This is a genomic window from Streptomyces sp. NPDC050548, assembly GCF_044457385.1.
GTDB lineage: Bacteria > Actinomycetota > Actinomycetes > Streptomycetales > Streptomycetaceae > Streptomyces.
Map to the genome: position 1 here is coordinate 423349 of NZ_JBITGV010000005.1, position 24467 is coordinate 447815.

A 24467-nucleotide genomic window follows, 5' to 3' on the forward strand; every position below is an offset into this window, starting at 1 on the left:
CCGCACCATGTCCCGACAGCAGGCACAGGAACCCGACGCGCCCCCCACCTCCTACACCGTCCGGCCGATCGGTGTCGTCCGCTCCCCCCGCGCCATGCCCCGGCACGATCACTGGGGCGGGGTCACCTCGCTCATCGAACTGGACCCCACCGTGCTGCGGCCCGAGGCCGTGACCGGTCTGGAGCAGTTCTCGCATCTCGAAGTGGTCTTCCACTTCCATCTCGTCCCCGAGTCGGACGCGGTCACCGGAGCGGTCCACCCCAGGGGCCGTACCGACCTGCCACGGCTCGGCATCCTCGCCCAGCGGCTCAAGGAACGCCCCAACCGGCTCGGCGTCTCCCGCTGCGAACTGGTCCGAGTAGACGGCCTCACCCTGCACGTACGCGCACTCGACGCACTGGACGGCACCCCGGTCCTCGACGTCAAGCCGTACCAGCGGCTCTTCCAGCCGGACAGCGGGGCCGTGCGGGAACCCGCATGGCTCCACGAGGCGATGTCCGCCTACTACTTCTGACGCTTTCGGCTTCTTGCCCTGCTCCGGCCACAAGCCGGTACGGGTTCCGTCCACAGCCAAGGAGACCACCATGTCCATCCTCACCACCGGCAACGGCTCCACCCCGGTCGATCTCGAACTGAACCTCGGCCGCCTCCTCGACCGCAACCCGCAGCTGCAGATCCCTCGCGACGAGTACAACATCAACGTCACCTCGAACGAGGGCGACCGGCTCGGCAGCGACGAACTCGCCGCCGAGTACGGCGCGTTCCCCGGGGCGGGGCTCCCGGCGCACCTGTACTTCCACCTGCCGCTGTGCAACTACATCTGTCATTTCTGCAACTACGTGAAACGGCTGGTGCCACGCGGCAAGGAGGACTCCGCGCTGAGCCTCTGGTCCGAGCTGCTGATCGAGGAGTCCCGCCGCTATCTGGACCGCTTCGACTGGATACCCCGGGCGTCCGTCGAGTCCTTCTACATCGGCGGCGGCACCGCGGCCCTCCTGCTCAACAGCCCTGACTTCATCGAGCCGTTGGTCCGGCACGTGCGCGAGAACTACGACCTCGCGGACAACGTCGAGTTCAACATCGAGGGCAACCCCGAGAACTTCCAGCGCCATCACCTGGAGACAGCACGGGAGTTGGGCTTCAACCGGTTCAGCCTCGGGGTGCAGTCCCTGCAGGACGAGGTGAACGACTTCACCAAGCGCCGGCACTCCTCGGCCCAGTCCGTCGAGGCCGTGGAGAACCTGCTGGCGACGGGCTGCCCCTTCAACGTCGACATGATGTTCGGACTGCCGTACCAGACCCCGGAGTCGGTCCGCCGCGACATGCGGATCCTCACCGATCTCGGTGTCCCGACCATCACCATCTACCGGCTGCGCAACGCCGACCGCGAGGAGATGGGCATCGGCAACCGGGCGGTCTGGAACAACCCCGCCGTCCGTGAACGCCTCATCACCGAGGGCCGGTTCCCGGACCTGGACTCGACGTACGCGATGCGGCAGGAAGCCGTCGAGGTCCTGCTGGAGCAGGGGTACTACCCGAGCCCCTGCGGCTGGTGGAGCCGCCCGGGGACGTACGAGGGCGGAAACATCCCGCAGACGTCGAAGAACAAATGGGAGCACTACAACACCATGATCGCGTACGGTCCCGGGGCCTACGGCTGGCTGACCGGTGACCAGGAGGAGTTCCTCCAGACGCACAACGTCACCGACATCAGCAAGTACGTCTCCTTCATGCAGAACAACGAGGGCCTGCCGCTCAACTTCGGCCGGCGGCTCTCCGGGCACAAGGCCATCGGCACCGCGCTCGGCTTCAACTTCAAGGCCAACCAGCCGATCGTCCTCGACCGCTACCGGCAGCGCTTCGGTGCCGACCTGCTCACCATGGAGCCCTTCGCCTCCGCGTTCGCCGAACTCCTGGAGCGCGGGCTCGTCGAGAAGGTCGACGGCGGCACCGCGCTGAAGCCGACCCTGGACGGCGAGGCGCTGCACGAGGAGATCATCTTCCACTACTTCCACCAGCGCATCGGCCTCTCCGACGCGCCCGTGTGCCGGCGGTGACCATGCGACAGACCACTGAGACGACCGCGCCGTCCGCCGCGTCGCCGGACTCCCGCGGAGCCAGGCGCAGGGTCGAGGACGCGTTCGCCGCCCTGCACGGAGCCGACACGGCACTGCTCGTGCCCGGCCATGTGGCCGCCACGACGGCCGTACTGCTCGCGCTGACCAATCCGGGGGGCCACATCGTCGCCTCGGACCAGACCTGCGACCCCCTGCGCGGTGTCCTGACCGAGGAACTCACCGGCCTCGGACGGACGGTCACCTTCGTCGACTGCACCGATCTGGACGCGGTGACGACGGCCGTGGAACCCGCGACCCAGGTCGTGTACACGCAGTCCCTGAGCGATCCGCTGATGCGTCTGTATCCGCTCAACGACATCGCCATCCACGCCCAGATGAACGACCTGCTGCTGGTCGTCGACAACACCGCCCTCTCGCCCGCCCAGCTGCGGCCCCTGGAGACCGGCGCCGTGGTCGTCGTCGAGAACACGTCCCCCTATCTGGACGCCTGGGGCGACGTCGAGGCCGCGCTGGTGACCGGCATCGGCCGGTATCTGCCGCGGATCCAGGCGCAGTGCGCGCGCTTCGGCGGCGAGGTCGACAACTGGTCGGCGCACCTGTTGGAACGCTCCCTGCCCACCCTGCAACTGCGCCTGGCGGCCCAGCGGCGGGACGCTGAGCGCGTCGCCGAGGCACTGCGCGCACACCCCGCCGTACAGAGGGTGCACCGTCCGTCGTTCGACGAGGCGCCCTGGGCCCTGGAGACCCATCAGGGCTTCGGCGGACTGCTGTCCTTCGAGGTCCGGCCCGAGATCCGGGACCTCTCCGGAGTGCTGAACGCCTGCCGCTCGGACGGCACGGCACTGGCCACCGCGGCCCGGCTCCCGGCCCGCACCACCCATGCCCACCTGAGCGAGCGGGTGCGCCGCGAGGCCGGTGTCTCCCGGCAGTTGGTGCGGCTGTCGGTGGGCGTCGAGGACTGCGACGGGCTGCTGCGCGCGCTCCGGCGCGCCCTGGACGCCTGCCTCGCCGAGAGCGGGAACGGGAACGGGAACGGAGGAGAACGATGCTGAACGGCATCGATCTGCGCGCCAGGCAGGCCCTGGCCGAACAGATCCGCGAGGACTCGTGGGAGGCACAGCTCAGCATCGGCGTGGTGGCCCACCCCACGTCCCCCGACCGCTGCCGGGTGCACACCGAACCGATGCGGCTGGGGTCCACCAGGGTCGCCCGGGCCTTCGGCATCGAGCAGCGCTGGGGCCCGTCCGCCGGCGGCGACTGCCTCGATCCGGTCGGGTCCCTGCTGGTCGCGCTCGGCGCGTCCGTGACGGACAGCGTCGTCACCCATCTGACCGGCGAAGGGTGCGGTCCCGCCCTCGTCGAGGTGCTGCCCTGCGTCGAGTTCGGCTCGGACGGCGGGCCGGCCGCGCTGTCGTACGAGATTCGGATCGACGGGGACGTCTCCGTCGAGCAGGCCCGGCGCGCGGTCGCGGCGGCGCGCGAGCGGGGCAGTGCCCATCACACGCTCGCGGAGCCCAACGAGATCAAGGCCGTCGTGCAGACCGCCCAGGACGTGCACCTCACCAGTCGTCCGGTCCCGGCCGGGGCCGAACCGGGCGGGCCGGCCCGGCGACCCACCGACGAAAACCTCCCCACCGAACAGACCCCCCGCACGGCCACCGCACCACGCGAACCGGCCCCCGCCGCGACCGAACCCGGCAGGCCGACCCAGCAACCCACCGACGAAAACCTCCCCACCGAACAGACCCCGCACACGGCCACCGCACCACGCGAACCGGCCCCCGCCGCGACCGAACCCGGCAGGCCGACCCAGCAACCCACCGACGAAAACCTCCCCACCGAACAGACCCCGCACACGGACATACACCTCACCCGCCGACCGGTCCCGGCCGGCGCCGAGCCGGGCGGGTCGGCCCGGCGGCGCGCGGCCCGGGTGATGTGGGAGGTGGGCACCCATGTGCTCGCCGAGGTCGACGGCGCACAGGCCGAGTCCGACCAGCCCAAGCAGCTCTTCGGCGCCGATCTCGCGCCGAGCGCCCAGGAGTACGTGCTGACCGCTCTGGCGGCGGAGGCACTCGGCTACACGGCCCCGGACACTCCGGGCCCGGACGGGCCGACCGCCTCGGTCCACACCTCCGGCCGTGTCGACCTGCGCGGGCCCTACTCCGCCGACGACTCCCCGGCCGGACTGCGCAACATCCTCGTCCAGCTGCTGCCCGCCGACCCGTGCGGCCCGGACCCTGTCGGGGCCGTGCGCCGCTGGCTCGCCGAGGGAGACGCCCTGCGGCTGGTCAGGGACGCCCACCCGATCGAGGTCGGTCTCGTCCTCGACGGCGTACGCGTCGACCCGAACCCCACCACCGCGTGACCCGCGCGAACGACATGAAGGAGCAGCACCGTGCCCCGTGAATGGGACGCCAAGACGTACGACTCGCTTCCCCTGCCGCACCAGGGGTGGGGCAAGCGCACCCTCGGCCGGCTGAACCTCAAGGGCGGTGAGACCGTCCTCGACGCCGGCTGCGGCACGGGGCGCGACACGGCCTCGCTGCTCGACCTGGTGCCGGAGGGCCGGGTGATCGGGGTCGACGGTTCAGGCCGGATGCTCGAACAGCTCCGGGTGAAACTGGCCGACCGCCTCGACCGGGTCGAAGTCGTACAGGCCGACCTCACCAAGCCCCTGCCGGTCGCCGGCCAGGTCGACGCGATCACCAGCGTCGCCACGTTCCACTGGATCACCGACCATGCCGCGCTGTTCGACAACCTCGCCCAACACCTGCGGCCCGGTGGGCAGTTCGTCGCGGAGTGCGGGGGTCAGGGCAACGTCTCGAAGATCAACGCCGCCGTCGAGGAGGTGCTCGGCGCGCCGGCCGAGAAGGAGAAGGTCTGGTACTTCGCCGGCGTCGAGGAGACCACCGAGCGGCTGCGGAACGCCGGGTTCACCGACATCGAGGTCAACCTCCTGCCCGACCCGGCACGGCTGGATCCGGGCGAGCAGCTGTGGAGCTACCTGGCCACCGTGGTCCTCGGCTCCCACCTGGACCGCCTCCCCGAGGCCGACCACGAGGAGTTCGTCCACGCGGTCGCCGCCCGCCTCCCCGAACCGGTCGTGGACTACGTCCGTCTGAACATCACCGCCCGCCGGGCCTAGGGGCCCGTCCGTCTCGGAGGCACCCCCCGTGCGAGACTCCGCTCTCCCCACGCTCCTGGTCGTCCACGACCAGGGTTCCGCCGGTCCGCTGCGCGTTCTGTCGGCGGCGCGGCGGCTGTGCCGGGTCGTCTTTCTGTGCGAGCCGGAACACCCGGCGCTCAAGGCCGAGTTGGGCCAGGTCGCGGCGCACGCCGACGTCGTGGACATCACCGGCCTCGGCGCCGAGGAGGTGGGCCGGCTCGCCGCGGGGCTGTCTCCGGACGGCATCGTCACCTTCAGCGAACGCCGGCTGCGGCTCACCGCGGCGGTGGCCGCCCGCTGTGGGCTGCGCTTCCACTCCGCCGGGACCGTCGACGCCCTCACCGACAAGTTCCGCCAGCGGCGCGTCCTGGCGGACCACGGCGTACAGCACACGAGGTGTGTCCTGCTCCGGCATCCGGACGACTGCGCCGCCGCCGTCGCGGTCACGGGCACGCCCGCGGTGCTCAAGCCGCGGCACGGGGCGGGCAGCGTGGACACCTGCCTGATCGGATCGGCCGACGAGTGCCGGCACCGGCTGGCGGAGTTCACCGGGAACGCGCCCAGGGACTTCGTCCTGGAGGAGTACCTGCGGGGGGATCCCGGGCACGCGGACCGGGGGTGGGGCGACTACGTCTCCGTCGAGTCCCTGATCGTCGACGGCGAGCCCCGGACCGTCGCCGTCACCGGAAAGCCCCCGCTCGTCCCGCCGTTCAGGGAGACCGGGCACATCCTGCCCGCGCCGGTCCCGGCCGCCCTCGCGGCGGACGTCGTAGCGCTCGAACAGGCCGCGGTACGGGCGCTCGGCATCCGGCACGGCATCACCCACACCGAGGTCAAGCTCACCGCCGACGGTCCGCGGATCATCGAGGTCAACGGGCGGCTCGGCGGCTTCGTGGCCGAGATCGTGCAACGCCGCGCGGGGTACGACATGGTGGCGGCGGCGCTGCGACTGGCGCTGGGGCTCCCCGTGTCGGTGCCGGAACCCCTGCTGCCGGGGCGGGGACCCGACCCGGTGGCCTTCCAGTACCTGCTGATCCCGCCCGCGGACCCGGTGACCCCGGGACCGCTCTCGCTCGTCGGGACGCTGGAGGAACTCCCCGGCGTCGATCTGGTCGAGGTCTCCGCATCGGACGGCCGCCCCGGCGACTGGCGCGAAGGCACGCTCGGCGCCATCGGCGTGGTCTACGGAACGGCCCCGGACCACGCCCAACTCCGGGAACTCCTGGGGCTGTTGCGGGACCGCATGGAACTCTTCTGGTACGGCGTCACACCCGCCCCTGCAGTACGCTCGGGCGCCGCGTGACACATGATCCTCCGACGAAAGGCACAGCAAGATGTCTGAGAACAGCACCTCGGCCGGGGTGGTGTCGGTTCCGGTGGGTCGGGTGGTCGGTGGCCGGGAGGAGGTGCGGGACGACGACTGGGGCGGGGTGCAGGCGGTGATCCGGCTGGACGGGACCCTGTTCGGACCGGACGCGCTGGCGGGGTTGGACGCCTTCTCCCACCTGGAGGTCGTCTACCACTTCGACCGCGTCCCCGTGGAGAAGATCGAGACCGGTGCCCGCCATCCCCGCGGCAACACCGACTGGCCTTTGGTCGGCATCTTCGCCCAGCGCGGCAAGAACCGCCCCAACCGCCTCGGCGTCTCCCGCTGCCGCCTCCTGCACACCGACGGACTCGACCTCCACGTCCAGGGCCTCGACGCCGTCCACGACACCCCCGTCCTCGACATCAAGCCCTACATGCACGAATTCGGCCCCCAGGACCCCACCACCCAACCCCCCTGGGCCACCGACATCATGCGCCACTACTACTGACAGATCCGCTCCTCCGGAAGCAGGTGCGGGACACAGAAAGGGAGGCGGTGACGGTGAATCGACGGCGGGTGCTGCTCCTGGACCCGGACGCCGGGTTACGTGCGGCGGCGACGACCGCGGGCTGCGACACCTGGTCGGTCGAGTGTCCGGGGACCGCCGCCCCCGGCACCGATCGACGGCTGTCCGTGGACCTGGACGACGTGGACGCGCTGCACTCCGCCCTGGTGCGGACCGCTCGCACGCACGAGATCCCGCACATCGTGTACCTCGGTGACTCGGAGGTGCTGCACCTCGCCGTCGAGCGGGCCCTGCGGGAACTGTCACCGGCGCGGGCGGAGCCCCTGCGCAGACTCCGTGATCCCGCGGTCATGCGGCGGATCCTCAATCAGAGCGGGGTGTCCGTCGTCCGGGCCGAGCCGGCCGCCACGGTGGAGGCCGTACGCGCGCTCGTCGAGGACTTCCCGCTGCCCGTGGCCGTGAAGGCCGGCCCGGTGCCGGGGACCACCGTCGTACGGAACCGGGACGACCTGGAGAAATGGGTGGCCGACGCCCCCGCCGGGCCTCATCTGGTCGAGGAGTTCCTGTCCGGACCCCGGGTCAGCGTGGACACGCTCACCTGCGAGGGCATGCACGAGGTGACCGGGATGACCACCGGGACGTACGCCGGTGCCGGTCTGCTGCATCCGGCGGCCCTGTCCGAGGCGGCCACGGCGGAGATCCGGACCGCGGTACGGGCGCTGCTGGATCTGGCGGGGCTCCAGTCGGGGCCCGCCCACACCCAGGTGGTCGTCACCGCGGACGGCCCCCGGATCGCCGCTTCGAAGGCACGATTGGGCCCGCGGCCGATCCGCCGCCTGCTGCGGGCGTCCACCGGCCGGGTCCCGGAGGAGGACGTCCTGGCGGCACTGTGCGGATCACCGCGGCGGCATCCGGCGCCCGGCCGGCCGGCGGCCCTCGCCCGCCTGCCCCTGAGCCATCGCGGAGCGGACCTGGCGGCAGCCCTGGACGTCATCGGCGCGCTGGACCACGTCGACGACGTCCGGGTGGCGGAGGCCGACGCGGACGGCTCCGAGCACGTCGAGGTCGTCGTCCACGGCGGTTCCCGCCAGGAGGTCGGCGATCGGCTCGCCGCCGTACGGCGGAGGTGGGACACCCTGCGCGAGGCGGCACCGACGCAGGGGTGAGGAGGCGGTAACGAGACGGGACCGGGACGGGAAGGGCCGCGACGAGCATGACGACGTCACCTCAAGCGGCAACCGTCACCAAGGAGAAACATGCGCACACTGCTGACCACGCTCGTCGGCGCCCTCTCGGCGGCGGCCCTGGTTCTCGGCGTGGGAGCGACGGCCGGCTCCGGCGCGACCGCCTCTCACCACACCGCCCACCACGTCGTCGCGGACAATCAGGGACCCACGTCGGTCACGTCCTGACCCGGTCGTCGACAAGCGGCGCGCGACAGCCCATGGAGTCGAGCAACTCCGCCGCCGCGCCCCGGTGTTCAAGGGCCCGGGCCGTGTCACCGAGTGCTTCCTCCGCGCAGGCCATCCCGTGCAACGCCCGTGCGCTCTCCGCCCGGTACTGGATGGCGGTGGCGAGTTCATGGGCGTGGGCGTGGAGCGACAGGGCCCTCTCGTGCTCGTTCCTCCGCCGGCAGAAACCGCCGATGAGGTTCTCGACCTTCGCCTGTCGCGTCGGGCTGCCGCTCATCCGCGCCAGCTCCAGCGCCCGGCGCGCGTAGTCGGCCGCGTCCGAGCGGCGGCCCAGACACTCGTCGACCTCCGCGGACAGGGCCAGCGCCAGCGCGACATCTCCCGGCGGGCTCGTGGAGTCGCACATGGCGCGGGCCTCTTCGAGGCACACGCGGGCGTCCTCGTACTCGCCGAGGCCGAGATGGGCGAAGGCCAGATCGGTCAGCGCCATCACGTGGTTGTCGCGGTACTCGAAGGTCCGGTGGAGTTCCAGGGCCCGCCGCGCGGCGGTGGCCGCCTCCTCGCATCTGCCCCACTGCGCGTACAGGGTGCTGAGGTTGGTGAGCGTCTCGGCCTCGGCCCGCGGAATGTCCAACTCCCGTTCCAGGGCGAGGGCGCGTTCCAGATGCAGCAGCGCCTCGGGGTGCCGTCCGAGCACGGTCAGCAGCAGTCCGATCGTGGACTCACCGTGTGCCTCGGTGTGCTGGTCACGGAGGCGGACGGCGACGTCACGTGCCTCCGTGGCCACCTCAAGGCCCTCCTCGAAGTGCCCGAGTTTCCAGCAGGCGACGCCGAGATTGGACAGGCTGACGCTCAGCAGGCCGACGTCCTCCAGCCTCCGGGCGGCCTCGACGGCGATCCGGCCGACGTCCCTGAACTCCTGGAACTGTCCTCGGGCGTTGAGCCTGAAGACGATGTTGCGGGCGAGACACACCGTGTGGCGGTCGAGGCCGGAGCGGTACGCGAGGGATATCGCCGCGGTCAGGTTCCCGTGCTCCCGGTCGAACCAGCGGCCGGTGCGCGCCGCGTCCACGAACAGCGGCTGGTCGCCGGGGTAGGGAGGGATGCCGGTGGAGCGGCGCTTGCGGCCGCTGAAGAGCAGCTCGCACGCGGTCTCGGTGATCGTGACGTAGTAGTCGAGCAGCCGTCGGACGGCCGCGGTGTCGTCCCGCGCGGTGTCCGGACCGCACTGGCTCTGCGCGAAGTTGCGCACCAGGTCGTGGAACCGGTAGAGGCCGATGGCGGGTTGCTCCAGCAGGTGCACGTCCAGCAGCCGTTCCAGTACGTTCTCCGCGTCGTGCCGGCCCGTGCCCAGCAGGGCGGCCGCCGCGTACACGTCGATGTCGGCGCCGGGGTGCAGGCCCAGGATGCGCAGGGCGATGCGGTGTTCCTCGTCCATGATCTGGTACGAGAGCCGCAGGGAGGCCGCGACGCTGCGTTCCCCCGCGCTCAGCTCCTCCAGCCGACGCGTCTCGTCGCGCAGCCGGTCGACCATGTACTCCACGGTCCACCGCGGCCGGTTGCGCAGCCGGGCGGCGACGATGCGCAGCGCCAGCGGCAGACGGCCGCAGAGGTGGACCAGTTCGGCCGTCGCCTCCGACTCGGCGGCGACGCGCGTAGTACCGAGTACTTCCTCGATCAGCAGCGTGCTGTCCTCGTGGGACATCGGGCCGATGGAGACCCACTCGGCCCCGTCGAGGTCGACGAGCCTGGCCCGGCTGGTGATCAGGACCAGACAGCCGTGCGAGACGGGCAGCAGGGGGAGTACCTGGCCGACGTCGATGACGTTGTCGATCAGCAACAGCAGCCGCCGCTCGGCCAGTTGGGAGCGCCACAGCGCGGTGCGGCCCTGGAGGTCGTCGGGTATTCGGTCACCCGGGGTGCCGAGCGCCCTGAGCAGTACGTCGAGTGCGGTGGCCGGCGAGACGGGCGGCTCGCCGGGGGTGAAGCCGCGCAGGTCGAGGTGGAGCTGACCGTCCGGGAAGTCCGCGGCCACCTGGTGGGCCGCGCGGACGACGAGGGAGGTCTTGCCGCTGCCGCCCATCCCGTCGATCGCCACGATCGGGCTGCGTCGCTGTCCTGCCTCGCCACCGCCGTTGATGCGGTCGACCAGCGCGTCCAGTTCCCGCTTCCGGCCGGTGAAGTCCGAGAGGTCGCAGGGCAGGGTGCACGGGGGTGCGGGCCGGTCGGTCCGTGGGGCGGCGGCGGAAGCGGCGGACTGTGCCGGCGGCTCGGGCGGCGGCGGCAACAGCAGCCCGGGGACGCCCAGTTCGGGGGCCTCGCGCAGGATCGCGGCGTGCAGATCGGTCAGTCTCGGTCCGGGGTCGATCCCGAGTTCCTCCAGCAGCAGTTCCCGGACCTTCTGGTACTCCTGGAGTGCCTGCGCCTGACAGCCGGTGCGGTACAGCGCCAGGATCAGCTGGCCCCGCAGGGTCTCGCGCAAGGGGTTGCGGGCGATGAGGTCCCGGAGGTCACCGATCAGCTCGGACGCCTCGCCGAGACCGAGGCGCAGTTCGAAGAACTGCTCGGCGGCGGCCAGCCGGCGCTCGTCGAGCGCGGTGGCGACGGCCTGGATCACGGCGCCTCCCGTGTCCGCCATGACAGGCCCGCGCCACAGCGCGAGCGCCCGGCGCAGTGCTTCCACGGCCTCCGGGGACCTGCCCTCGGCGACCGCGCGGCCGGCTTCGCGGATGTGGGTCCCGAATTCCGTCAGATCCAGTTCGGTGTCGGTCACCATCGCCCGGTAGCCCGGTCCTTCGGTGACGACCACTCTGCCGCCGTCCGGCAGGCGCCGGCGCAGATCGGCGACGGCCTTGCGTATCTGGTGCGTGGCGGTCGCCGGTGGATCGTCGTCCCACGCGGCCTGCACCAGGCGTGACACCGGTACCACCCTGCCGGGTTCGAGCAGCAGGGTCACCAGAACCCGCTCCTGGATCGCTCCGCCCAGGCGCAGCCGGGTGTCGCCCAGCCATCCCTCCAGCGGCCCGAGGATGTTGAACCGCAGTGCTCCGTCTCCCTGTTCGGACATGGATGCTCTGTCCCCCCGTCATGCAGAAAGCCCTGGTAGGGGCTCTACAGAGGCCCGGTTAGAGCCTCGCCTCGCGATCATAAGAGGTTTGGGGGGCGAATGGTACGGCGTTGGTCACAGGGTCCCGGGGCGGGTAAAGGTTGATTCAAAGTGGCATCAAGCCGAGTGCGATTCGCGTGAGTTCGGCCTTGTTTCCGACGCTGAACTTCGACCGTACTCGCTTGACGTAGGTGTCCACCGTGTGATGGCTGATCCCGATACGCCGGGCCACCTGTCCATGGGTCATTCCCAGCGCGATGAAACGCAGTACCTCCTGCTCCCGCGGTGACAACGCGGCCGCCGGGCGGTCCGCCGCGGACGCCGTGGACGAGCGCGCCACCGCCTCGGACACCGACCGCAGCACCTCCTCCGCGGTCGCGTCCGCCCGCACCACCACCACGTCCGGCGTCCCGTCCCCGGCGCCGGACCGCGTCCATGTCTCCGGCAGGCCGGCCGCCACGCTCTCCCCGACGACCAGGACATCGATCCGGTCCCCGGCCCCGGGAAGCGCGTCGGCCGAGGTGAACACCACTTCGCAGGACGACTGGGCACTCAGCAGGTGCGCCAGGCCCATGAGAACCAACGGCTGTCGCTCACAAATCGCAGTTCGCATGTGCTCAACATCCGCCCGCGGCTTCCCGATTCGGTCCCGCCGCGTTCCCGTCCCCCCTTCACGCGGGCGCGGCGGCGTCCCCCGAAACGGTGTCACCGGTTCCTGCGGCATGCCCCCGCACCGCCCTGCGGCAACCATGGAATCCGCCGCACCAAGGGCTGTCGCTCCGTTCACGAAACGGATATCACGGGGGTTTTCTCATGGTCGTCGACGTTCGCGAGGTCTCTCGGCACTATCTCCGCCGCGCCAATCTGGAAGAGAAATGGGTGGGTTCCGAATTCCGGGCGCCCGGCGTTCCGGAACGTCTGGTGCGGAAAATAGCGCAGCGATTTCACGAACAACAGAGCCTCCCCAATGATCCCGACGCCCGCGGCCAGTACCTGCGGATGGCGGAGGAGGCCCGCGCCCAGCTCGCCTGTATGACGGACATGGGGCTGAAGGTGCGCTACTTCCGGAACTCCGGGCAGCCCTACGGAGCCTCCCGCGAACTCTGCGCGGCCCTGGACGCCGGCGAGGACCTCTATGTGTTCCCCACGGAGCACGGACACGGTCCCGAGGGCTACGAGGATCCCGACAACCCCCTCCTGTCGCAGTCGGGCACCGAGATCGACGGCACCCCGGCCCTCCGCAATGACGTACTGCGCGCCACCCACGACTATTTCGGGCACTACCTCATGCGCGCCCCCTTCAATCTCCGCGGTGAACTCTCCGTGGCCCACGCGCATCTGCGGATGTTCTCCCCCGGCATCCACAGAGCGGTGCTGAACGAGTTCGTGGGACAGATCGCCTGGTTCTACTACGGCCCGCACATCGTCAGGCCCGACGGCTCGGTCCCGTGCCGCGGCGACGAGGACTGGATCCCGCCTCAGCAGCGCCCGTTCGCCGACCAGAAGATCAATCTGATGCCCGCCGAATGGGTCGACGAGTTCCTGGCCTGGGGCAGCGCGGAGACCACCTCGCGGAATCTCGGGGAGAGCGCGTGAGCCCCCTCCCCAGGATCCTCGACGGCGGTACCGCCACCGGCCTCCAGGCGGCCGGCATCCCCATGCTCGCGCCGTGGCTCACCAGCGCGCCGCTGCGCGACCCGGCCGGGACGGACGCGCTGGTGAAGGTGCACGCGGAGTTCCTGGCGAGCGGCAGCGACCTCGTCACCGCCAACACCTTCCGCACCAACACCCGGGCCCTGTCCCGCATGGGCGTGCCCGAGGCCGAACAGGCGGACTACGTGCGCCGGGCCGTGACCTGTGCCGTACGGGCCCGCCGGGTCGCCGGAACACCGCACGCCCTGGTGGCCGCCTCCGTCGCGCCCGTCGAGGACTGCTACACCCCGGCGCTCACCCCGGACGAGGACGCCCTCGCCAGCGAGCACGGCTGGATGGCCGGCGTCCTCGCGGACTCCGGGGCCGACCTCGTTCTCGTGGAGACGCAGTGCACGCGCCGCGAGGCCGTGATCGCGGTCGAGGCCGCGGTCCGGCGCGGGCTGCGGACCTGGGTGAGTTTCGTCGTCACGGACGGGGCCACCCTCCCCGACGGTGACGCGCTCCGCGAGGCCGCGCTGGCCTGTGTCGACGCCGGGGCGAGTGCGGTGGCGGCCAACTGCCTGCCCCGCACGGCCGTCCCGCGCGCGCTGGACCGGCTCGACGGCCTCGGTGTGCCCGTCGGCGTCTATCCCAACCTGGAGGACCGGACGGCGCTCGACCGGTGGGAGCACAGCGAGCGCACCCTCCCGCCGGCCCTGTCGCCCGCGGTGTTCGCCGACCTGGCGCACGGCTGGGCGGTGGAGTTCGGGCTCGGCTTCGTCGGCGGCTGTTGCGGAACGGCGCCCGCGCACATCAGTGCCCTGGCGGACAAGTGGAAGGAAGAGGCGGCGGCGTGACGAGCATTCAGGTACGAGCGACTTTCGGGCCCGCCCTTCTGCACATCGGCGGCCACGGCACCGCCACCGCGACGCGGGACAACCCCGTACTGCGCGCCCGGCGCCACCGGCTGCGGGCCGAGGTGCGCGAGGCCGGGTTCGAGGCCGCCGGGGCGGTGCGCGCGTTCGGGGTGCTGGCCATTCTCGCGCCGGTGATCACCGACCAGGACAACGACGTCGCGTATCCGGGCGATCCCATGGCCCTTTATTCGGCGCTGAGTTACCCCATGGCGCGGGCGACGGCCTCGTTCGCCGATCCCTTCGGCCCGGCCGACGTGTACAACGACCTGTGTCCGTTGTGGCCCCGTCTGCCCGGCAAGAAGGAGCGGCCGGACGTGTCCCGCCGCCAGGAGACCGAGGTGCGGACGACCGACGACACCGTCTTCGATCCCCGGACCTGGACCCCCCGCACCCGCGCCGACCTCGTCGGCCTGCTGCGCCGGCGCCGCCCCTCCGTCGTCCTGATCAGCGCCGTCTCCCCCGCCCACCGCTACGCCCTGGAGATCGCCGCCCTGGTCAAGGCGGAGTGTCCCGGCTCCCTTGTGGTGATGGGCGGACGGCACGCGGACGAGACGGTGCGCCAGCAGCAGCCCACCGAGGTGTATCTCGCGCCCAGTTCCACCGTCGTCGGCGCGCGGCGGCCCGAGCCGGCCCCGGTGGACGTCGTCGTGAGCGGTGACGGCGGCCCTCTGCTCGACCTCACCCTGCGGGCCGTCGCCCGTTCCATGGACCTGGCGACCCGCACGGCCACCGCACAGCAGGTCGCCGGCGAGCTGGAGCGGATGGCCGCCGAGGGAGGACAGGAGTACGGGCGGGGCAGCATCCTCGTCCACGGCGCCGCCGGCTGGACGGCCTTCCGGGTGGAGGGCCCGCCCGTCCCGGCGGAACAGGAGCCGTCTCCGTACGCGCCGTTCCTGATCCGCTCCCGGTTCCCGATCTTCACCCGTGAGGACGGTACGACGTCCCGCTGCGCCCACGTCCTCGTCTCGGGCACCTGCCCGATGCGGTGCACCTTCTGCTCGGAGTCCGCGCTGCTCGGCCAGGTCAGGCGGTCGGCGCCCGGCGATGCCGAGCGCATGGTGGAGCGGCTGAGGGAGTACGTCGAATACGGTGCCGAGGCCGCCTTCTTCGACGACTCGATCTTCTGGTCCGGCTCCTGGCCGCGCGTCAAGGAGTTCTGTACCGCCCTGGCCGAGGCACGGCAGATCGACCGCGGCCTGGCCGTTCTGCAGTGGGGTGCCCAGCTCACCGTCGATGTGCTCACCGGCCCGAAGTCCGAGATCGTACGGGCGGGCCTGGCCCGGATGCGCGAGGCGGGCTGCACCTACGTCTATCTGGGTATCGAGAGCATGTCCGAGCAGGTGATGCGGCACGTCCACAAGAACGTGCGGCGCGGCACCCCGTGGAAGGAACGCGTGCGTCTGGCGCTCGGGCTGTTGCGCGAGGCCGGGATCCGCGTCGGCAGCTCGGTCCTGTTCGGGCTGGACGGCGAGGACGAGAACAGCATCGCCGAGACCATAGAGGAGGTGGGCCGGCTGATCGACGACGGCTACCTCATGCTCGCCAGCCCGAACATCCTGACGTACCACCCGGGCACGGAGATCACCCGACGGCACGGGATGGACGACCGCCTGGACTACGGTTCCCAGGGTGTCGAGGTCCCCCCGCCGTACTCCTTCTTCGAAGAGGCCTATCCCGGTGTCGTCTCCCGGCTGCTGACGGAGGACAACATCTGGCGGATCCACCGGGAGACGCGGGTGCGGTGGGGTCATGTGCGCAACGGAGTGGAAGCGGTGGCGATGTGACGGTCCGTCAGTACACGGCGGCGGACGGTCTGCCCGCCGGCTACTGGAACCCCGATCCGGCGGACCCCCGGGCCTCGCGCGCCTGGCTCACCGCGAACCGGTGGCCCGAGGACGGTGTGCGTTTTCTGGAGGTCCCCGGAGCCGGAGCCGCCTGCGCGGTGCGCGTCCAGGACGACCACTCCGGTTTCTCCCGGATGAACTGCACCGATGTGTCCGCCGGTAGGGGCCGCGCCGTGGACCAGCCCGAGGCGGACGTCAAGGAGGCCAGGGCCGAGGGGCTGCGCCAGTTGAACGTGTGCGCCCTCGGCTACGGGCCGTCCGTCTTCCCCGCGGACGGTGCCGAGTTCGACGCGGACGCCCTGGTGACCGCCCTTGAGGAGTACGCGGGCGCGCAGGGGCGACTGCTCAGCTTTCTGCATCTCGACGAGGACAGCCCCGTGCTGCCGCGGCTGCGGGAGCGCGGCTGGAGCGTGGGCGTCACCGACCGCTACTTCCGGATCCCGGACGTCGGAGCGGACGAGGACTCCTACCTCGCGGGCTTCTCCGCACACCGACGACGCAGGCTGCGGCGGGAGTCGACGTCCCTGGCGGAGGCCGGTGCGACCGCCGAGATCCACCAGGGCGACCCGACCGAGGAGATCCAGCGGGAGGTCGCGCGGCTGGAGGCGTGCTCGGACGAGAAGCACGGTCTCCCGGGCGATCCGGCACGGCTGCTGCGCGTGAACGAGCGCCTCCGGGAAGCCTTCGGCCCCCGCTACTGCGTGATCCTCGTACGGGACCGCCACGGAACGGCCGTGGCCAGTTCGACCGTGGTGCTGGGCGCCCGTGAGGTGCTGCCGCGCATGGTCGGGCTCGGCCCCGGAAGCGCGGAGATCGGCGCGTACTTCCACGTCGCCTACCATCTGCCGATGCGGCTGGCCCGCGGCCACGGAGCCCGCGGTGTGCTGCTCAGCACGGGAACCCCGACTGCCAAGCTGTACAGGGGTGCTGTGGCACAGCCGCTGCTGAGTGCCGTACCGCCCAGCGCTCCCGCCCACCGTGCGCTGCTGCGCCGTACGGACACGGCTCTGGCCGTCTGACGAACCCGCACCACTCGTGCCACCCGGAACCCGAACCCCTCACGAAGGAAGAGATCGCCTTGAACGCACGTCCCACCGTCCTGGTCATCGGCATCGGACCACTGCGTGAACGCTTCTTCGCGGTGGCCGAGCGCAGGGGTGTCGACACGGTCCTCGTGGACGAGACCGCCTACTCCCGCTACGACCGGCTGGCCACCGAGAACCACGCCTGGCAACTGACCGACCATCAGGACCCGGGGCCGGACCTGGACCGCCTCAAGTCGTTCGAGGGCAGGGTCGACGGCGTCCTCGCCTTCAACGACTGGGGCACCCGGATAGCGGCCCGCCTCGCGAAGGAGTGGGGCCTGCCCGGCGCCGGACCGGCGGTGGCGGAGGAACTCGCCCACAAGGCCGATGTGCGGCGTCGGCTGGCCGGCACCGGCGCCGGGCTGCCGTTCGTGCTCACCGCGGACCCCGCAGAGGCCGCGGAGCTGCTGCGGTCGGCTCCGTCCGGCGAGGTCGTCGTCAAGCCCGTCGACGGCGCGGCCAGCCTCGGGATCCGGCGGGTGGCCGACCCCGCGGCACTGCCCGCCGCGCTGTCGGCCGTGATGTCCACCACCGGTCAGCCGCGGGCGCTGGTCGAACACTTCGTGCCGGGGCCGGAACTCTCCCTGGAAGCCGTGGTGTCGGCGGGGCGCACCCTGTTCGTCGGCGTCACCGAGAAGACCTGCACCGCGCCGCCGTCCTTCGTCGAGACACGGCATGTGATCGACCCCGCTGTGCAGCGCGAACTCGGCCCGTCGGCCCGGGACTTCGTCGACAGCGTGGCGAGGGCGCTGGACATCGACAGCGCCGTGCTCCACCTGGAGGCCAAGCGCGACGGCGACCGGTGGCACCTGATCGAGATCGCCTTCCGGCCGGCCGGCGGACTGATCAGCGACGTACTGCTGCGCGCCACCGGACTCGACCTCTACGACGCGGCGCTCTCCGTCGCGCTCGGCGAGGCCGACCCCGTGCGGACGCGGCCCGGCACCACCCCGCAGGTCGCGGCGGTCGAGTTCGTGGCCGCCACCGGAACCGTCGCGGACGCCCCCACGATGGCCGGGGTGCGCGCGGGGCTCCCGCTCGTCACCCACGCGGAGCGCCTGCTGGCGCCCGGCACGACCCTCACCGGGGTGGACGCCAACTGGTGGCGGGCCGGCTACGTCCTGGGCAGCGGACCGGACCGCGGCGAGACCCTGGCACAGCTGGCCGAGGCGAACTCCCGGCTGCTCGCCCTGCTGGGGCTGACCAAACTGCCCGACGCATGAGCCGTACGGACGGGCCGCTGCCCCGGCTGTTCGTGACCGCGATGATCGTCGACGCGGTCGGCTCGGGGATGTTCATGCCCTTCGCGCTGCTGTACTTCGTGCGGGTGCAGCACCTCGGCGTCGCGTCCGTCGGCGGCACGCTCACCGTGGTGAACCTGGCCCTGATCGGGTCGAGCGCGGCCCTGGGGCGCCTGGTGCAGTCGGTGGGTCATCTGCGCTCGCTGATCCTGGGCAACGCCGTACGCACCGTGCTGTTCTCCGTCTACGCGCTGACGCTGCCCGCCCCGCTGGCCGTCGGCGCGCTGGCCCTGTCCGCCGTGCTCGACAAGGCGGTGTGGGTGTCGCTCGGCGCCACGATCGCCCGCCTGGCCCGCGGGCCCGCGTCCCGGCGCGCGTTCGGCACCGTGGGCTGGGCCCGGAACGTCGGCCTGTGCCTGGGGTCCCTCGCCGGCGGCGTGCTGGCCTCGGCGCACAGCACGGCCGGCCTGCGGCTGATCGCGCTGATCAACGCGGCCAGCTTCGCCGTCACCACCGCCGTACTGATACGGCTGCGAGGGCAGGCGGGGCCGGAGGCCGACGCGCCCGCGCGGACGCCTGCCGACACCGCGACTGCCGGAGCCCGGCAGGTGCTGCGCCTGCCCGGCTTCGCGCTGCTGACCGCCGCCAAGACGTGCTTCGCGGTGTGCGCCACGGTGGTGTCGACGTTCATCGGTCTCTACCTGGTCGACGACGCCCGCCTGTACGGCTGGACGGCCGGCGCCGTGCTGGCCATGAACGGCGCGCTCGTGGTGCTGTTCCAGCAGTCGTTGGTGAAACGCACCGCGGACCGCGCCGCTCCCCGGATGCTGTCCCTGGGCGGCGCCCTGTACGCCGCCTCCGGGCTGGGGTTCGCGCTGGTCTCCCCCCTGCGGGACACGGTGCTTCCGGCGGTCGCCGTCTGCGTGGCGCTCGCCTCGATGACCGTGTACACGCTCGGCGAGATCGTGATCGCGCCGACCAGCGACGGCTACGCGGCGGAACTCGCGGCACCGGGCACGGAGGCCTCCTGCATGGCGGTCTACCAGGCGTCCTGGTCCATCGCCTCCGTGGTCGTCCCGGTCGCGGGAGCCTGGCTGCTCCTCACCTCGGCGTCCGCCCTCTGGATCGCCTTCACGGCCGTGGCCCTCCTGGGCGCGGTGCTCAGCGCGAGGCTCGCCCGTGCGGAGCGACCCGTCACAGTGTCGCCGTAGTCCCCTCGCCCGAGCCGCTGCCCGCGAGCCACTGGCTCCAGTCCAGGTTGAAGTCGGCGTAGCCGTTGTCGGCCGGGGCCTTGCCTCGGGGGGAGCCGGTGATGGTGACGGGGTCGCCCTGCTTGACCTGGCCGTAGAACCACTCGGCGTCGGCGAGGGAGAGGTGGACGCAGCCGTGCGAGCCGCGCGCGCTGCCGCTGCCCGGGTTCGGGTCGCCGGTCGAGTAGTGGACGTAGGTGCCGGACTGGGTGAGGTGGATGTCCCAGGGCAGCGTCAGGTCGTAGTAGTTGGGGCTGCCCTTGTCGCAGCTGATGCCGACGCTGCAGGAGGTCATGTGGACCTTCTTCTGCTTGTCGATGACGGCCATCGTGCCGTCCCACGTCGGGAACTCGGCGCTGCCCGCGTTGATCGACAGGGTGCGCACGGCCGCGCCGTTCTTGGTCACCTTCATGGTGTGGTTGGTAACCGAGACATCGGCGCGCACATCGTCGCCGATCTTGAAGGTGTGGGTGTAGTTGTGCACGCCGTAGCGGCCGTTGCCGTTGCTGACGCCCGTCATGTCCGCGTCGATCTTCACCGTCGTACCGGAGGGCCAGTACGTCTTCGGGCGCCAGTCGGCGCGCCGGTCGCCCATCCAGTGCCAGGCGCCGACCACCGACTGCGAGGCGCTCACCTTCATGTGCTTCTCGACCGTGGCGTGCGCCTTGGCCGCCACCGGGTTGGTGAAGATCACCGAGATCGGCATGGCCACGCCGACCGTGGTTCCCGTCTGCGGGGTGATCGTGTCCAGCAGCATCGGCGGGCCCGCGGGCTTCGTCGGCGACGGCGAGGCACTCGCGCTGGGCTTGTCCGACGCCTTCGCGTCGTCCCCGCTCCCGCTCGCGTTGGTGCTGCCGCCCCCGCCGCAGGCACTCGCGCCCACCAGCACCACACCTGTGACGAGTGCGATCCCTATGCTGCCCTTGCGCCGTCCCACGACGTGCCCCACTCTCTCGTTGCTGCGGCCCTGACGGACCCGACTCCATGTCAGACGGTTACCCCGGGGGCAGCAGTTTCGTCTGCCACGTAAAACGTGTCCCAAGATTCGCTGTGTATGCGGATTCGCCGTACCGGAGTCAGCGTTCGAAGACGCCGGTCAGACGGGCTCGGCCGAGGACGGGCGCGGGGACGGTGGGCAGGAGGGCGCGGGGGCGTACCCGGTCCAACGGTGTGGCGCCGTCGAGAGGGGTCTGGAGGGCGACCAGCTGGAAGACGTAGTGGTGCGGGCCGTGGCCCTTGATGGGCGCCGGGCCGTGGTAGCCGCGTCCGACGGTGGAACGCAACACCCGCACCCCGGGGCCTGGGTGTCGCGCGGACAGGGCGCCGGGCTCCAGCTGTCCGGCCGCCGGGTCGATCAGGGCCAGGCAGTGGACGGCGGGCTTGGCCAGCGGGACGTCGATGTCCTCGACGACCAGGAGGAGTTGGGCCGTGCCGGGTGGGGGCGGGGTCCAGGCCAGGTGGGGGGACAGGTCGGTGCCGCCGATGTGTTTCGCGCAGTTCCGCAGCGGCATGGTGGTGCCGTCGTCGAAGTCCTGGCTGGTGAGGGTCAGTGACTCGGGGCCCCGCAGGTGGGGCTGGTTCCACGCGGTGTGGGTCTCGCCCGCTCTGCGGTTGTTCAGGAGTCGGCCGAGCAGGGTCATCGTGTCGCCTCCAGCATGGCTACGACCTCGGCGGTCGTCGTGGTCTCGCCGAGCTTGGGGAAGACGCGCTCGACGCTGTGCCGATGGGTCTCGGGGTCCGGGTCCGTCATGGCGTCGGTGGCCAGGACGACGTGATAGCCGTGGTCGGAGGCCGAGCGCGCGGTCGATTCGACACCCGAACCGGTCGAGATGCCGGCGAGCACGATCTGTGTGGCGCCCAGGTCCCGCAGGAGGGTGTCGAGACCGGTGTCGTGGAAGGCGCTGCGCCGCCGCTTGGTGAGCAGGTGGTCGGTCGGCCGGACACCGAGTTCGTCGACGAACTCGGCCCAACCGGCCGACGGCGCGGGGCCGTTCACGGACCGTCCGGTGTCCCTGCTGCTCGCGGACCGTCCGGTGTCCGTACGGCCCGGCGCGCGGCCGGTGACGTTGACCAGGACGACGGGCAGGCCGTGCCGCCGGAACTCGGTGGCCAGGTGGGCCGCCCGGTCGACGGTGGCGGCGGCCTGCCGGGCCGTGTCGGCGAGCGCCGAGACGATGCCCTTCTGGAGGTCGATCACGACAAGTGCGGGTGTGGGGTCGATCGTTGTCAGTGGCACGGGGGTGTCTCTCCTGTGGTGGTCCCGGCCGCCGGACTGTCCGTCCGGGCACGTGGGGCTTGGTGGCGGCGGGTCTTCCTGGTCCGGGAGGCGTGGCAGTGGCGGATGTTCGTGATCCTGGGCGCTCAGGCCCTGTCCGGCGGATCCTGTCGCGGACGCGAGGCGCGGCACGCGCTCCCCCACCGCGTCGCCCGTGGCGGGGCCGCTGATGTCGCTGATGTCAACGTCTCCTCCGCCTTGCGGCTGCACGCACCACGCCCCGCTCACCGGTATCGAGCGGTCGCCGTGGATCTTCTGTGACCGGATCCGCCGGCCGGACGGCGCGGGGTGCGCGTCCTGGGAGGTTTCGTCATTGCGTGCTGCCTCCGCGGGCGTCGGCGTCAGATCTTCCCGGCCAGTCGCTCCAACAGCGGTGCGGCTGCGGCGAGTTGCTCCAGCTCGGTCGGGGTGAACGTGCCGCCGGTCAGGGCCCGGCCGAGGAGTTCGGCGCGCGCGTTGCGCTTGTTCCGCAGCGCCTGCTTGCCCGCGTCGGTCACCGTCAGCACCGCGCGCCGCCCGTCCTCCGGGTCCGGACGGCGCTCGACCAGACCTCGGGTCCGCAGCGCGCTCAGCGTCGCTCCCATGGCCTGCGCGGTGATCTGCGCGTCGCGGGCCAGCGCCGAGGAGGTGGTGGGGCCGCTGCGGTCCAGCTGTGCCAGGGCGGCCCGCTCGGGCATCGTCAGCCCGCCCTCGACGGGCACTTGGCGCACCCGTCGCACCAGCACGCCGATACTCGCCAGCAGGGCCGAGGCGACGGCTTCGGGGTCAAGGTCTCTGCCACTCATACACTAAGGCTACTTTATCAACCTGCCTTAGTAAATTGCGGTGCCGCGGCAGCCGGTCGCACGCGCTCCCGAACCGACCCCGCACGCACTCGGGGGACCCTGTTTCCAGGGTCCCCCGTCAGTCGCACACATTTACCTGACTCACCGTCAGGACTAGTCGCAAGCAGCCCCGTTGAGCGTGAAGCCGGACGGCGCGGAGTTCTCGCTGTTGTTCCAGGTCCCGAGGAAGCCGAAGGTGAGGCTGCCGTTCGCGGCGACGTTCTTGTTGTAGTCGGCGGCGGTGGCGGTGACCCGGGAGCCGTCCTGGGCGACGCTCGCGTCCCACATCTGCGTGACCTGCTGGCCGTCGCCGTAGGACCAGGCGACCCGCCAGTTGTCGAGGGCTTTGGTGGTGGTGACGGTGACCGTGGCCTGGAAACCGTCGTTCCACTGGCCGACCAGGTCGTAGGTGGCGTCGCAGCTCGCCGCGGCGGGCGGCTGGGCCGGCGCGCTGGTGGTCGGCGCGGGCGAGTCGCTCGCGGTGGCCGAGGCGGTGCCCTGGGGTTCCGTGTCGGGGTTCTTGTCGCCGGGCGCGGCGGACGCCGTGCTGTCGCTCGCCGTCGGCCGGCCGGACGTGGACGGCGTGCTCGACGGGTGCGTGCCGACGGAGGCCACGGTGGAGCCGGGGTCGAGCACCGGCCGGCTGTCGGCGTCGTCGCTGGCCGTGTTCTCGTGCCCGGAGCCGCCCATCGGCATCATCGACACCCCGAGCGCCACGAACGAGAGGAGGACGGCGGCGACGAGCAGACTGTTGCGGACGAGCCGCGCCTTGCTCGCGCCCTCCCTCGACCCCCCCGCCTCCAGCTCGGCCACCGGGCGCCCGGCACCGAGCCGTACCTCTGCGGCCCGGCGGCGGCGTTCCAGGTAGGCGAGCCCGCCCCAGCCGATCACTCCGCCCGCGAGGGCCGACGGCAGTCCGCCGCCCTGCAGTCGCAGACACGCGGCGGCCTCCGCGCACTGCACGCAGGTGGCGAGGTGGCGCGAGAGGTCCTCGGGGGTGTCGGCGGACGGCGACCGGGTGACCGCGTCGAGCAGCCGGGCGTAGCTGCGGCACTCCGCGGCCATCGGTGAGTCGAGGTGGTTGCGGTGGCAGCGGTCCCTGAACAGGCCGCGCACCTGGGCGAGTTCACCGGAGATGATCGCCGGGTCCAGGCCGAGGCGGCGGGCCACGACGGTCAGCGGCAGCGCCTCGACCTCGGCCAGCCACAGCAGCGCCGCGTCCGGCTCCTGGAGATCCCGCAAACCGCGCAGGGCGATCGGCCGCTGCAACGGCATGCCGTGGAAGCGGGCCGCCTTCTCCGAGTTGAGCCACAGCCGCAGGTCGGGGTCGAGCCGGTGCCCCCGCCCGGCGAACTCCCACTCCGCGGCCGTGGTCCGTACGGCGGTCAGCAGCAGCGGTATCACCGGCAGGACGCGCCGGATCGGTCCGCGCATCGGGCCGGAGCCGGCGGACCGGGCCTCCTGTATGCCCAGTGCGAAGGCCTCGCTCGCCAGCTCGGTGGCCGAGTCGGCGCCGGACGTGCACAGGTCGGCGTAGGACAGCACGGCGTCCCAGCACTCGGTGAACAGCGCGGCCTCAGCGGCGTCCTGAGGAGTCGGCAGGTCGGGCATGGGTCTCCTGCATCCACGAATGACGGCCAACTAGCTCTGACAGTAAGCAAGTTGGAGGGGGGCTGCCTCGTGACAGGGCCAGAGCCTTTCACGGGTCCCACACAACTGACAAGCCGGGTATTCAATTACGGTAACCGTCAGTCGCCTCTGTGCAGTTGTACGTGTCCGAGCCCCTCCCGTCTCACCCG

At 71.6% G+C, this 24467-nt stretch carries 22 protein-coding genes; 15 read left to right on the forward strand and 7 right to left on the reverse strand.

The genetic code is table 11. The annotated features are described in order from the left end of the window. Positions 1-7 precede the first annotated feature (7 nt). The 9 genes from ACIBJH_RS17545 (at position 8) to ACIBJH_RS17585 (ending at position 8494) form a co-directional block, all read left to right on the forward strand. A complete protein-coding gene (locus ACIBJH_RS17545; RefSeq protein WP_399117728.1) occupies positions 8-514 on the forward strand; it encodes an SAM-dependent methyltransferase in 507 nt (168 codons plus the stop codon). 70 nt (positions 515-584) lie between these two features. Further along, positions 585-2057 (forward strand): radical SAM protein, encoded by a 1473-nt coding sequence (locus ACIBJH_RS17550; RefSeq protein WP_399117729.1) that lies wholly within the window; start codon positions 585-587, stop codon positions 2055-2057. A 2-nt stretch (positions 2058-2059) separates the two neighbouring features. Next, entirely contained in the window at positions 2060-3130 is a 1071-nt protein-coding gene (locus tag ACIBJH_RS17555) for a PLP-dependent transferase (protein WP_399117730.1), read from the forward strand. Next, positions 3124-4446, forward strand: a complete 1323-nt coding sequence (locus ACIBJH_RS17560; protein WP_399117731.1) for a hypothetical protein — start codon at positions 3124-3126, stop codon at positions 4444-4446. Before ACIBJH_RS17555 ends, ACIBJH_RS17560 begins: the two co-directional genes overlap by 7 nt. A 30-nt stretch (positions 4447-4476) precedes the next feature. Continuing rightward, positions 4477-5226, forward strand: a complete 750-nt coding sequence (locus ACIBJH_RS17565; protein WP_399117732.1) for a class I SAM-dependent methyltransferase — start codon at positions 4477-4479, stop codon at positions 5224-5226. A 28-nt stretch (positions 5227-5254) separates the two neighbouring features. After that, positions 5255-6550 carry an ATP-grasp domain-containing protein gene (locus ACIBJH_RS17570; RefSeq protein ID WP_399117733.1) on the forward strand — a complete coding sequence of 432 codons (1296 nt, stop codon included), beginning with the start codon at positions 5255-5257 and terminating at the stop codon, positions 6548-6550. A 31-nt stretch (positions 6551-6581) separates the two neighbouring features. Then, complete coding sequence (locus tag ACIBJH_RS17575; protein ID WP_399117734.1) at positions 6582-7064, forward strand: SAM-dependent methyltransferase; 483 nt, start codon at positions 6582-6584, stop codon at positions 7062-7064. A 47-nt stretch (positions 7065-7111) separates the two neighbouring features. Further along, positions 7112-8248, forward strand: a complete 1137-nt coding sequence (locus ACIBJH_RS17580; RefSeq protein ID WP_399117735.1) for an acetyl-CoA carboxylase biotin carboxylase subunit family protein — start codon at positions 7112-7114, stop codon at positions 8246-8248. 90 nt (positions 8249-8338) lie between these two features. After that, complete coding sequence (locus ACIBJH_RS17585; protein ID WP_399117736.1) at positions 8339-8494, forward strand: hypothetical protein; 156 nt, start codon at positions 8339-8341, stop codon at positions 8492-8494. On the opposite strand, the gene ACIBJH_RS17590 is transcribed toward ACIBJH_RS17585, so the two are convergent. Then, entirely contained in the window at positions 8484-11561 is a 3078-nt protein-coding gene (locus ACIBJH_RS17590) for a BTAD domain-containing putative transcriptional regulator (RefSeq protein WP_399117737.1), read from the reverse strand. The genes ACIBJH_RS17585 and ACIBJH_RS17590 overlap by 11 nt on opposite strands. Positions 11562-11706: 145 nt before the next feature. Beyond that, on the reverse strand, positions 11707-12213 hold the full coding sequence (locus ACIBJH_RS17595) for a response regulator transcription factor (protein ID WP_399117738.1): 507 nt from the start codon (positions 12211-12213) through the stop codon (positions 11707-11709). Positions 12214-12413: 200 nt separating this feature from the next. Between ACIBJH_RS17595 and ACIBJH_RS17600 the strand changes: the two genes are divergently transcribed. Genes ACIBJH_RS17600 through ACIBJH_RS17625 form a run of 6 tightly spaced genes read left to right on the forward strand, consistent with a single transcriptional unit; the run spans position 12414 to position 19530 of the window. After that, positions 12414-13196, forward strand: a complete 783-nt coding sequence (locus tag ACIBJH_RS17600) for a hypothetical protein (protein WP_399117739.1) — start codon at positions 12414-12416, stop codon at positions 13194-13196. Next, positions 13193-14089: a homocysteine S-methyltransferase family protein gene (locus ACIBJH_RS17605; protein ID WP_399117740.1), complete on the forward strand. Its 897-nt coding sequence runs from the start codon at positions 13193-13195 to the stop codon at positions 14087-14089. Before ACIBJH_RS17600 ends, ACIBJH_RS17605 begins: the two co-directional genes overlap by 4 nt. After that, positions 14086-15933: a B12-binding domain-containing radical SAM protein gene (locus ACIBJH_RS17610; RefSeq protein ID WP_399117741.1), complete on the forward strand. Its 1848-nt coding sequence runs from the start codon at positions 14086-14088 to the stop codon at positions 15931-15933. The genes ACIBJH_RS17605 and ACIBJH_RS17610 overlap by 4 nt, the downstream gene beginning before the upstream one ends. Continuing rightward, positions 15930-17012, forward strand: a complete 1083-nt coding sequence (locus ACIBJH_RS17615) for a hypothetical protein (protein ID WP_399117742.1) — start codon at positions 15930-15932, stop codon at positions 17010-17012. The genes ACIBJH_RS17610 and ACIBJH_RS17615 overlap by 4 nt, the downstream gene beginning before the upstream one ends. Before the next feature lie 59 nt (positions 17013-17071). Beyond that, the gene (locus ACIBJH_RS17620) at positions 17072-18301 is read left to right on the forward strand and encodes an ATP-grasp domain-containing protein (protein WP_399117743.1); all 1230 of its coding nucleotides are present in this window, start codon (positions 17072-17074) and stop codon (positions 18299-18301) included. Next, positions 18298-19530, forward strand: coding sequence for an MFS transporter (locus ACIBJH_RS17625; protein ID WP_399117744.1), 1233 nt, complete (start codon positions 18298-18300; stop codon positions 19528-19530). The genes ACIBJH_RS17620 and ACIBJH_RS17625 overlap by 4 nt, the downstream gene beginning before the upstream one ends. Here the strand turns inward: ACIBJH_RS17625 and ACIBJH_RS17630 are convergent. The 5 genes from ACIBJH_RS17630 to ACIBJH_RS17650 form a co-directional block, all read right to left on the reverse strand. Next, entirely contained in the window at positions 19514-20506 is a 993-nt protein-coding gene (locus tag ACIBJH_RS17630) for an Ig-like domain-containing protein (RefSeq protein WP_399117745.1), read from the reverse strand. The two genes, ACIBJH_RS17625 and ACIBJH_RS17630, sit on opposite strands and share 17 nt — an antisense overlap. Positions 20507-20645: 139 nt before the next feature. Continuing rightward, on the reverse strand, positions 20646-21209 hold the full coding sequence (locus tag ACIBJH_RS17635; RefSeq protein WP_399117746.1) for a YbhB/YbcL family Raf kinase inhibitor-like protein: 564 nt from the start codon (positions 21207-21209) through the stop codon (positions 20646-20648). Continuing rightward, entirely contained in the window at positions 21206-21805 is a 600-nt protein-coding gene (locus tag ACIBJH_RS17640) for an isochorismatase family protein (protein WP_399117747.1), read from the reverse strand. Before ACIBJH_RS17640 ends, ACIBJH_RS17635 begins: the two co-directional genes overlap by 4 nt. 380 nt (positions 21806-22185) lie before the next feature. Next, positions 22186-22629, reverse strand: a complete 444-nt coding sequence (locus ACIBJH_RS17645; protein ID WP_399117748.1) for a MarR family winged helix-turn-helix transcriptional regulator — start codon at positions 22627-22629, stop codon at positions 22186-22188. 153 nt (positions 22630-22782) lie between these two features. Then, the gene (locus ACIBJH_RS17650; protein WP_399117749.1) at positions 22783-24279 is read right to left on the reverse strand and encodes a cellulose-binding domain-containing protein; all 1497 of its coding nucleotides are present in this window, start codon (positions 24277-24279) and stop codon (positions 22783-22785) included. Between the last annotated feature and the right edge of the window lie 188 nt (positions 24280-24467).